Source organism: Winogradskyella luteola (assembly GCF_019203985.1).
GTDB classification, from domain to species: domain Bacteria; phylum Bacteroidota; class Bacteroidia; order Flavobacteriales; family Flavobacteriaceae; genus Winogradskyella; species Winogradskyella luteola.
This window is the reverse complement of record NZ_JAGSPD010000013.1, coordinates 77287-85384: the sequence shown is the minus strand read 5'-3', so window position 1 is coordinate 85384 and position 8098 is coordinate 77287. Positions and strand designations below refer to the sequence as shown.

Sequence of the window (8098 nt, the reverse complement as noted above, 5' to 3'; positions counted from 1 at the left end):
CTCACAATTAAGTCATCCACTAATTTGAGCGACTACTTATTTGTTTCATAAAAATCTTAGAAAGAAAATATATGATTAATGAATAAAAAGCATTATTAAAAAATATACCCAAGAAATATATTAAATCTGATTCAGGTTTAATAATTGTATTAAATGGGAATTGAAATAAGTTGGCTATACTAGTAATTAAAGAGTTACCAAATGACCCATAATCAGAATTCCCCATTTTTAATCCTTCATAAAGGAATATTGTTATAATAAATACTATTATAAGTATTAAGAATATACCTAAATATATTTTAAAATTAAATTTACTTTTCATTTTATTACTTTTTATTAATTTCTTCTGTCTTCTCTCTTCTTTTTTCTCTCAGCCTTTCTCGCTGCTCTTTCAGCTTCTTTTTTACGTTTTTTGTCATAATGAGCTTTTAAATCAGCCGTAGCTCTAGCAATAACATCATCTGCCGTATCATCATCAATAGTATAGTGGTCTACATCATCGGAAGATAAATTGATATTATATATACCTTTCGTTGAACCATCTTTTCTTTTGTTTTTATTACCTCTAGACCTTGATAATCCACCATCTCGTTGAAAATAGTTAATATTTTCAAGAACATTATCTGGTATTTCTCTATTAACTGTAAAAGTAAGTGGTCCGTCAGCGGCATCAATAGTGAATAATAAATCAACGTTAATTCCTATATCATCAAGCGCTCTAACTAATTCTTGAGCTATTTCGCCCCCTTTACTATAGCCATATACAATTAATGGCTCATTAGGATCAGCTGACTTTGCTTCTTCAATACCAGCTATTAACACCCCTACTGGGTTCCAATAGTTTGAATTTATAAGAACTACACTTCCAGACTTCATATCTAATTCTTTAGAATAAGTATTGAGAGTTTCTGCTACTTTTGTTACTCCACTTGTAGCATCTTCTGTTTCATCCCAAGTAGCTCCAGAAAATATTATCACTTTCTCTAACCCTTCCATTTCTCTAGCGTCTATAACTCTATTTTCACTAAATGCATAAGTAGAGTTGTGAGTATAGTCAGAAGCTAAAGGGTCTATTGCAACAAACCTTGCGATTGCTGCATCATAATGTCTGAACTTATATTCATGCATATTATAACCTAGCTCCTCTGTAAATTCCTGTCCCTGATATGTTTTCAATTTACTCGCGATAGAATTAACATTAGCAGAAACCACGTCATTATACCCTTTATGTTTTAAGCCAAAGGGATAGTAGTTGTTCTCCTCGATGATCTCGGTTTGGGCATCGATAGAACCATCGCCATCGCTGTCCGCATAAGTCAATCTCACGTTGCCCAAGTGGTCCCTGTACTGGTAGACATAGTCAAAGCTGGGGATCTTGGCATTGGGCCTGAGCTCGGCATATCCCTCGGGATGCGACATCATCTTGAACGATCCGTCCTCGTAGATAAAGTTCCCCGCATATTCGGTGGTGGTCCCCGTGCTCACGATCTTTTTCTGTTTTATGCCGGTGGCATCGTAAATATACGAAATAGTGCCCGAAGGGAGATAGATCAGCGTTGGCAGGTTGAGGTGGTTATAGTCGATGCGCGTAATGCCCTTGTTATCATCCTCCGCCATGTTGCCGTTGGCATCGTAGGCGTATTCTTTGGCGTCATCTACACCGTCCTTAAAACCATAATTGTCATTGCCGTTGTCCAGTACCTTTTCCAGTCTGTTGCTCTTGGTCTCATAGGTGTACACCAGATTGTCCATAACGCCAAAGGTGGTCGCCTGAGCATTGACATGGCCCTTCCTTACAAGGTTAGTGATGTTTCCGTTCTTGTCATAGGTGACGTTCTCAAGGTCATAGTCTCCATTGTGCGAGGTGGCACCGTTGATCCTGTTCAGGGCATCGTAGCCGTAGCGATACCATCGCAAGGTATTATCTTTCTTCGTCCACCACTGGGTCTCGGCGATATTACCGTTGTAAAGGGGCGTACCGCCATGGTCCTGTGTGTTGTAGTTGATCTCGAACGCAAAAAGGTCCTTGTCAAAGTCCGATATATCGTTGATGGCCCTTAGCCATCCCCTTACGCTGTAGCTGTAGTCTATGTACTGCAGTTGGTCAGGGGCATTCTGCTTGCCTCCCACGCCCTTGGTCTGCAGTTGGCCGAGGTCATCGTAGTTGTTGTGGACTATCAGCTCGTCCAGAGCGGCACCGTTCACCTTCTGCAGGTGGCTTTTGAGCCTGTTGGCATGGTCGTAAGAGTATTTGTCCACGATGGTCAGGGTGAGCTGTCCGGTCTTCTGGCGCACGGTCGTGGTCTCGGTAGCCATGCCGTCAAAGGTCAGTTGGCTTTTAACCCTATCCTCGGTGTCCAAATATGCGTTTTTGGAATACACGTAGATGGGCCTCGATTTTTTGTCGTAGTGGGTGACCGTGGTGATCCAATCGTCGGTGCCCAGTACCCTTACCTTGCTGCCCGTGGCTAGGCCTTTGGCATTCGTGATCGGTGTGACCCCATATGCCGTCTGTGGGCTGCCGCCCGCTATATTGAAGTTATAATCGTCATAATAGTTGATGGTGTGGACTTCATCAAAGGTATCGGGATATGCATTGGATGTATAGTAGGTACCCCTGTAGCCTGTTCCCGTAGCTACTTTTTCCTCATATGCCGCACTGGAATCCAGTAAACTTTGAAAATGGTGCCTTGTACTCGATGAGGTTTTCATCCCGGTATAGGCGACCCTTCCAAAGACATCGTACTTGGTGAACAGCCATCTGTTCTGTTCCCTGAGGTTGGTATCCTGGGTCATAATGGGCCGGTCGAGCTTGTTGTATATGATGTACTCCCAGCCCTTTCCCGGTATCTTCTTTTCCACCAAACGGTTGAGGTCATCGTAGACGTACTGGTAGCATAGCTCTGCAAGCTCAGTGGTGTCGGGCTTGTCCGCATGCGGCTCCGCCTTGGGAGGCAGCACAAAGCTGAGGTTGCCGTAATGGTCGTAGACGTAATAGGTATCGTGGGAAGTTCCGTTGTCGTAGGTGCGCTTGAGCACCACCTGTCCCTGTTTGTTGGTGAACTCCTCGGTGGTATGGTCCTTGGACGCCGTGCCGTCGTGGTTCTCGTCCCGGGTCACGGTCCTGTAGAGCTCGTTGGGGCCATAGTGGCCGTCCATTGCCAGTGTCGGGATATAGGTGACCACATTGTTGGTGGTGTTCTTTACCAGGGAGACCCTATAGTACCGCACTTCCGTCGCACCATTGGTGAGGTAACCCATCTCTATCTCGTGCCCGTTGCCCAGTTTCCAGTCCTTGCCGGGTGCGCCCTGTGCGGTGGTTCTGTTCAGCGGCGAGCCGTCGAACAGCTTTTCGGAATAGGGGTTGATGTCGGCCATGTCCATTCCGGGGAAGTCCTCGTCATAGGCGGCGGCGTCATAATGGGCGAGGGTGGCCGCCAGTGCGTCCGCCCTGAAGCTTCCGATGTCCGTTGCGGAGCTGTAGGGGAGGTATTCCCTTGCCTGCCTGCCGAAGGCGTCGTAGCCTATGTGGGTTATGATGTCCTGCTGCAGCCCGCCGGCGCGTATGCCAATGGACTGGCTCGGCCTTCCCAGGCCGTCAAAATAGGTAATGGACTCTATCTTTTTGTCATTGTCCATTGCATCGACGTTTGCCGTCGTTGCGACCCTTGGCGCGATGCTGTGGACGTAATTGCCCAGGGTGACGGCATTGGGCGGCGGGGCGTGTTCCACCACAACGTCCATGCCCTCCAGCAGGGTACCGAATGCTCCCAGTGCCTCGATCCGTTGCGTGCCGATGTTGGGCCAGAGGACCTCTGCGGTGTAGGAGGTGCCCAGTGAGCTTGAGCTTACCAGCGTACCTCCCGTGACAGACCATGTGAGTGCCATATTAAGGGTGCCATCGTTGTAGGTATAGGTCACGGTCTCCCCGTTGTCCACGGGCGTGGGGCCGGAGAGGTTCTGGGCAGGGGCCAGTGTACAGAAGAGCACAAGGGCCAGTGCCATATAAAAATACTTTTGGAATGCTGTGTATGTCCGATATTTCATGCTGCGTTTTTTTATAGGTTGGTCAGGGTGTCCGTGTCCACCAAGAAGATATAACTGTCGTCGGTGCCGTCGGGAAGGTGTACGGCCAGTGCCATGGCAATGCCCTCAACGGTTCCCGAGACGGTCAGGGTGGCCGTCCGTGGGCTCCCCTCCGTCTCAAGCCCGTAACTGAGCTCGCCCAGGTGTTCCCGTGCGTCCCAACTGCCCGATGCAGAAACAATGTTGAACGTGCTGGTGCTCGAGGTGTTGTAGCCGGTCTGTTCCCATACAAGGCTCGTGCCCTGCACGCTGAGGTTGGACATGATCTCGACCTTGGTGCCGTTGACGGTCACCAGGTGGCTCTCCGCTGACCATTCCGTGGTCTGGCCCTGTGCCGGCAGTCCCGTGGTGCAGGCCAACAGGAAAAGTACGGAAAGGAAGAATCTCTGTAACGGTATGTATCTGTTCATTGTTCTGTTTTTAATTGTTGGATGATGTGTGGTAGTTATATCGGTTTTCGCCCATGATGTTGCCGTCCTCGTCCCTGACCTGTTTGAGCCTGTTGAAGCTGTCGTACTCGTAGTACACGGTCCGGCCCTTTGGGTCGGTCATGCTGGTGGCCCCCACCAGCGGGTCGTAGGTATAGGTGGTGACCATGGCATCGGGCAGTGCCGCCCTCAGGGCATTGAGTGCCGTCCTGAGGTCCTTCTCGTTACAGCTGCCGGAATCCCGGCAGTGGTCGTCATCGAGGTCGGACTTGTTCTGTATGTTCGCTACATATCCCGTGACCTGTGCATAGGTGGCGTTCTCTATCTTGGCGACGGGCAGCGTGGCGCCGTAGCCATAGACATAGCAGATGTCCATACCGTCCGTTCTGGACACCTGGAGGATGTTGCCATGGACATCGTAGTCCTCGAAGTCTATACGTTCCCTCAGCGTCGCGGAGGTCCCTTTGGAGGTTTTGATGGTCTGTGGCAGCACCTGTCCGCCACCAAAATCGTGGTAGACGGTCTGGCTGGCACTTTGGGCGAGGACACCGTTGGCATCGCTCACGGTCTGTTCCGTCCCAACGGCCTCGAAGCGGTTCTGGTCAATCAGTATCTGTTCAGCCGGTGTGGGGCTGGACAGGTCCTGGGCATAGGTGACGTGGCTTTCTTGGATGTTGCCGTTACTGGCCGTGGTGCTGGTGCCCGATGCCAAAAGCGGGTTGTTGTCGTAGGTGTGGGCCTGGGTCACCGTGACGTCCCCGCCATCGAGATAGTCCGTCGTGGTCTGGGATTTTAATCGGTGGTGCTCGGTGGCACTGTTATAGGAATTGACGTAGATATTGTCGTACGTCTGATTGGTCACCTGAGAACTGAAGTTGACATACAGCCTTTGCATTCTTAAGAGCTGTACGCCAAAATACTGCTCATAGACCGTATCTGCATTTTCATAACTGTAACTGGTATCTTTCACCAACTTGCCAGATGCATCGTAGTAGCGCTCCATCAAAAGGTCACCGTTTCTCCAGTCCAAAGCGATGGGATCGTCAAAATTTTCTGGGAATTGGTTGTTGGCAAACTGATTTCCAAAAGGGTTGTTTGATTCCATGGTATAGAACGAGTAAATGTATTCTTTACGTCCATTTTCTGTAGTTCCGTTATAAGTTTCGGTAATATTATCGTAACCTACGAGGCTTCCCTTGGTATGTATCATCGATTTTGGATTGTTGGCAAAAAGCTTGAACGTATAGTTTGTATAATAAGTGCCGCCGGGCAAGGGGTCGTTGTCCACGAAACAGACCATCCTCCAATCATTTATATAGTTGTCGATAAAGCGAAGGGTCCTTCCACTGGAGAGGTCGCCCCCAAATTCGGTGTAGTCGTAATCTCTTGAATGGGACAGTTCCGTAGGTGAACTGTAGGTGTCGATCCTGGCAATGCGAAGACCCCCGTACATATACTCTCCAGGGGTGGGGTCGGTGTAGTGATTGAAAACAATCTGTAAAGGTTTTGGTGCCCCAACAGTACACAGTGGATCCTGGGAAGGATAGCAGGTGATTGGCGTTCTTGATTTTGCCGTAACCTTATAGGTGTGGCCGGGTTCGAGTTCCACTTCAAAACTATCGTTCAGTATGGTGTTGGAATATGGCGTGGTGATACCTTCCAACCTGAGCTCATAGGCACAGTTGGTGTCGTTCAGTTCGGGCCCCGGACAGCCGTCCATGGCAATTTGAAAATCCACCCAGCCGGTACTGTGGGTGTCCAGCGTGAACTCCTCTGAGAAGTCAATATTTGGGTCCGGGTCTTCGAAGAGGTTTGTGTTCTGTATGACCTCCGTGTTTTTTATCAGGTAATCCACGTACTCGTTGTCCGGGTTGACCAAGGCCTGTATCCTATTGTTTTCCCATGTGTATACCTCAGACCCACCTGTGGGAAAGGTTATTCGCTTTAAGATTCCGGCTTGGGTATAATTGATATCGATGCCCCTATCGGCAAAGCCCAGTTTAAGCGTATGCGGACCGTACTTATATCTGGATTTTGGAATCAACCGGGTATTGGACTTTCCATTGTAGTACCCAAAATAGTCCTGGGATTTTGAGTATCTGTCGGGCAACAGCAAAGGGTCATATTCGAATATATAGGGTATGTACTTCTGGGAATTTCTGTCAAGGTTGGAAATGGAGTCCAATTTTAGACGGTACGGCCCCTCTCCCTTAAAATCAAAAAACGAATTTTCATTAACGGTACTCACGGCATAGGATGTGTGCAGCCTGAACTCCTTTATCAACTGATTGTTGCCGTCAAAAAGTTTTATGGATTCCAAGGGGTAAGAATTATGAAGGTCCATACGCTCTTGGTTCCCCTTAAAGAACTTCACGGTCCCGTTTGGAAATGCTATCTCGCTGATCTTTGGCTGGGTAAACTCCTTGTCTATATAGACTTGGTCGTATACTTCAGAGATACAGGCTTCGGGCACGGGGTCCGTTATCGTAATGCCAGGTCTCATAAACTCTTCTTGTTGAAATATGGATGTCGCAACATTGTTCTCCACGGTATAGTCGAACTGTATGGTCTTGTTACTGTTGGGAAACACTATGTCCATGAGCATCCAGGTCTGGTAATACGGGTTGGTCCCCGAACTATAGAATGTGCCATCGCTCCTATGGAGTCCATCTTGGTTTAGGACCATGCTCTCCGCTGCCAGGATGGCTTCACGTGCCGTTCTGCTTGATATGGGTGAAACTCCGAAATGATAGGTGATTCCACTGGGATCCGTTATTTTGAAACCGGTTATGGGTGATCCCCCTATCGTTTCTATCTTAAAGTTGGACTTGGGCATTTGCACAAATTCGTTCAAGGTCTGGTTATAGTAGAACTCACCGGAGCCGCTGGGGCAACTGAAGTTGAAGACATCCGGTTCATAGTCCTTTGTTATCTCTGGGTTTAGGCGTTGGTCTTGGTAAAAATAGCTTCCGTTTATCAGGTCCTCAACGGTAAAGTTCGTGTTCATGTAGCCCGCACCGCTGTCGTCAGGTATCCCTCTTACGGTCCTGCTCACCAGGCCACCGGCCTGCAGGTTCCAGCCCAGGCCGACCCATGAGGCGATATCCGCGACCTTGATGCCCCCACCACTGTAGGCGATGCCTATGGGAACGGAGACCCCGCCGTGGCTTATGGTGTGAAAGGGTATGGATATACTGGGCAATCCGGTATAGGGACTCACCTGTGTCTGCGAGTACTTGATCAGCTCAGCGGCCTCGGGGGAGGGAGGTACCACAGTGGGCAGCTCCTGCGCCGTGGTGTGCATGTGAAATAAAAGTGCCAGAAGGCTCAGTGTTCGGATAATGGTCTGTCTCATTTTATGGATGTATGTTGTTATGGGTTCATATGGTCTAAAAGTTTCTGAGGCCGTGTTTTTTTGTCCCGGAATGGCCGCCGAGGGTACAATACCCCGTCCATGCAACAGGAAAATCCTGTTTTAAGACACTGCGACGGTAAAATTAGGTCTAAAAAGGGGATTAAAAGCTGTCATTTGTCATGTTCCCCGTGGTTTTTTGCATCTGTGCTATTGGGCAGGGAAAAGTGTT

The 8098-nt window shown here is 48.7% G+C and carries 3 protein-coding genes; all 3 read right to left on the bottom strand.

Annotation, left to right across the window (positions count from 1 at the left end; genetic code table 11):
- Positions 1 to 336 precede the first annotated feature (336 nt).
- The 3 genes from KCG49_RS14045 to KCG49_RS14035 are packed head-to-tail and all read right to left on the bottom strand — an operon-like array spanning position 337 to position 7869.
- Positions 337 to 4047, bottom strand: coding sequence for a DUF6443 domain-containing protein (locus KCG49_RS14045; RefSeq protein ID WP_218547380.1), 3711 nt, complete (start codon positions 4045 to 4047; stop codon positions 337 to 339).
- 11 nt (positions 4048 to 4058) lie between these two features.
- Entirely contained in the window at positions 4059 to 4496 is a 438-nt protein-coding gene (locus KCG49_RS14040) for a hypothetical protein (protein WP_218547378.1), read from the bottom strand.
- A gap of 10 nt (positions 4497 to 4506) precedes the next feature.
- Complete coding sequence (locus KCG49_RS14035) at positions 4507 to 7869, bottom strand: RHS repeat domain-containing protein (RefSeq protein WP_218547376.1); 3363 nt, start codon at positions 7867 to 7869, stop codon at positions 4507 to 4509.
- Positions 7870 to 8098: the final 229 nt, after the last annotated feature.